3 protein-coding genes are annotated in these 1,640 nt (G+C 50.2%); all 3 read left to right on the top strand.

The features are described from left to right. Nucleotides 1–332 (top strand): phage tail tip fiber protein (locus tag TU86_RS22020; protein WP_048366441.1); only part of this gene is annotated, 332 nt, incomplete at its 5' end. Next, a complete protein-coding gene (locus TU86_RS22780) occupies nucleotides 329–634 on the top strand; it encodes a hypothetical protein (protein ID WP_082152949.1) in 306 nt (101 codons plus the stop codon). The genes TU86_RS22020 and TU86_RS22780, both read left to right, overlap by 4 nt. Then, complete coding sequence (locus TU86_RS22015) at nucleotides 634–1,497, top strand: hypothetical protein (RefSeq protein WP_048366440.1); 864 nt, start codon at nucleotides 634–636, stop codon at nucleotides 1,495–1,497. The genes TU86_RS22780 and TU86_RS22015 overlap by 1 nt, the downstream gene beginning before the upstream one ends. Nucleotides 1,498–1,640: the final 143 nt, after the last annotated feature.

The following is a 1,640-nucleotide window of genomic DNA, read 5'->3' as shown; positions in this document are numbered from 1 at the left end:
CCTCGGAGATTCTGGCCTTTGCGCAACGGTTCGCCATCGTCGACGAAGTCACCGGGCAGCTCAGAACACCCTTTGTGGTGCAGGGCGGTCAGGTGTTCATCAACTACGCCATGATCGATACGGCGTTTATTCAGAACCTGGTGCTGGGGATGACGTTGCGATCCAGTGCCGTGAATGAACAGGGTTTGCCGCTGCTGGAAATCAACATCCCGGCAGGCAAGCTGATCTTGCGCGGCTCAGCAGCCGATGGCAGTTCAGAGCTGGCCAACACCGGGCTTAAGTTCTTCCACGGGAATGGCGTTACGGCCATCGATTTGGGGTTAGGGGTATGAGTGTCGGTTTAGTTGCTCGCAACAAGGGCGGTCAGATCATTCTGGATATGACCAGTAGCATTAGTCAAAACGTAGGCAGTGTTGTTACTAATGGGGGTAATGGTGCCATTCAAGTTCCGTTACCTCCACCGGGTAAAACTGCTTACTTTATTGTTGCGCCACTTGTGGATATGAATCGATCAAAAGGCAAGCTGCCAGGTGTCATGTTGAGTGGGTCAACGTTAAGCTGGCAGTACTCATACGATGGGAATGGTTGGGGGTTCTATTCGGCAAACTGCGAAATCTATTATGGGTATTACTAATGGCTGAGTTAATCGTAAAAAAAGAAGATGGAAGCCTGCTGTTTGATACCGATAAAATTTCGTATGGCCTAATAAAGAGCGGCCATCTTGCCTATGCGGGAAACTGGAATCGCTATGTCTGCACTTCGAAGGCCTGCCTGAAGGACCCAAGCTGGGGTGGTAATTGGTCAGGTCGCGATTATGGCGATCAAATATTCAGCTTCAGCGTGGTAGGCGCCAAATCGCCCATCGTGTTTATTACTGGTGGTGGTTGCTTGGCCGGGACACAGGTGGTAGGGGATGTAAGAACATTCTTTTATGGCGGGACTGCAAGCGAAGCCACGAAGTTCTACTGTTTTGATTTGATGAGAGAAGGAGGGGAGGGGCCTGCACTGAGAACTTACAGGGACGATAGAACGCTAACCTTCAACTCGAGGCAAGTGCCATTAAATGTTTTTCAGGCTGTCATGGCACCTGTAAGAGGTAATGAATACAGTAATTACTATATTCGAGGCTTCTACTACACCACTTATCAAGGTGGGTATAACAGGCAAGTTGGTGAGAAAGTTACAAGCTCAGTCGATGTCCCCATCTTGGGTGCCGGTGAAGTCGCTGCTTTCTTACCATGGAGTCGATCTTGTAGCGCTGATATTGAGGACGGGTTCTCTTACAGAATGGCCCTTACGGAGGGAGCCTTCGGAGGCATGGGTAAAATAACGTTTCAGTTTGCTATTGCATCTGAAACAACGTTTGGTGAAATCATGCCTACTTCGACTCCCGCCAATCCCAGTGTGCCTTACTTTCGAAATATCCCTGTGGACAGATATCCAACGGCACTTGTAATACGAACTGAGGGGCTTCCATTCCCCTTTAGCCTCAGCTGATCAGCGTCGAACCTAACCCGCCACGTCGCGGGTATTTTTTTGTCTGGAGAAAAGTATGTCTTGGTACAGAACCGGCACCGTATCGGTCGTAAAGGGCTCAACGACTGTGACCGGCGCGGGCACCGCCTTTGCGGGTAACGCAC

Origin of the sequence: Pseudomonas weihenstephanensis (assembly GCF_001043055.1) — a bacterium.
GTDB lineage: Bacteria > Pseudomonadota > Gammaproteobacteria > Pseudomonadales > Pseudomonadaceae > Aquipseudomonas > Aquipseudomonas weihenstephanensis.
Note: the sequence above shows the minus strand (reverse complement) of the source record. Positions and strands in the feature narration are given on the sequence as shown.